The sequence below is a fragment of the Castellaniella hirudinis genome (assembly GCF_042651965.1).
GTDB classification, from domain to species: domain Bacteria; phylum Pseudomonadota; class Gammaproteobacteria; order Burkholderiales; family Burkholderiaceae_B; genus Castellaniella; species Castellaniella hirudinis.
Map to the genome: position 1 here is coordinate 1 of NZ_JBHSDY010000014.1, position 878 is coordinate 878.

The window sequence follows — 878 nt, forward strand, 5'->3', positions numbered from 1 at the left end:
CCATTTCTGGTTCGGCTGTTGCGCCTGGAACTGGCGAGCCAGGACATTGGGAACGTTGGCCTGCTGGCCCCGATAGGAACGATATTTCTTTGGCCGCACCAGAGACTTCAGTCCCAGCGCCTGCATCAGTCGCTGGACCGTCTTGTGGTTGACCATCTCACCTGCCTGGCGTAACGCCGCCGTGACGCGTCGGTAGCCGTAGCGGCCCTTGTGGCATTCATACACAGCGCGGATGCGCGCCTTCAACCCAGCATACGGATCCCCAGCTTGCTGGACCCCCGCCTGGTAGTAAAACGTGCTGCGTGACAGCTCCGCTGCCTTCAGCAGCCTCGTCAACGTGTGGCCTTGCCTCAGTTCGAGCACTACCTGCGCTTTTTCTGCGCTGCTTGCTCTTTGGCCTGAAGCAAGGCCCGTAATTTTTTTAGGTAAGCCACCTCTGCACGCAGGGACTGAACCTCTTCCATCAGGTCTTCGCGTGAGCGTGCGCCATCCGGCAACGGACCTGCGGGCTTGGGCGATTCAGGGGCTGGCATCTTCATCTTCTTCGGGCGGCCTCGGGAGTTGGGCTGGAGTCCAGCCAGACCCTGCTCATGATACCGACGTTGCCAGTCAGCGATGACTCCTGTCCCACCTCGAATATTGAACAGCGCAAGCGCCTGACGGGCTGATAGCTCCTCGTGCTGCATCCGGCGCAGCACAGACAGCTTGAATTCTGCACTGTAGTGGCTGAACTTCTTGCGTAGGCCTGACACCCCGTGCTGCTGGTAGGCTGCGACCCAGCGCCGCACTGTCGCGTAGTCAAGGTCGTATCGCTGTGCAACGGATTTGAAGCCTTGCCTCCCCGGCTCGTAGCTCTGCACTACTGACAGTTTGAATTG

Annotated in this window: 1 pseudogene; it reads right to left on the minus strand. The window is 59.8% G+C overall.

Annotated features, from left to right (window positions below):
- Positions 1-878, minus strand: a pseudogene (locus ACFO0J_RS17945) (IS3 family transposase); the annotation flags it as partial.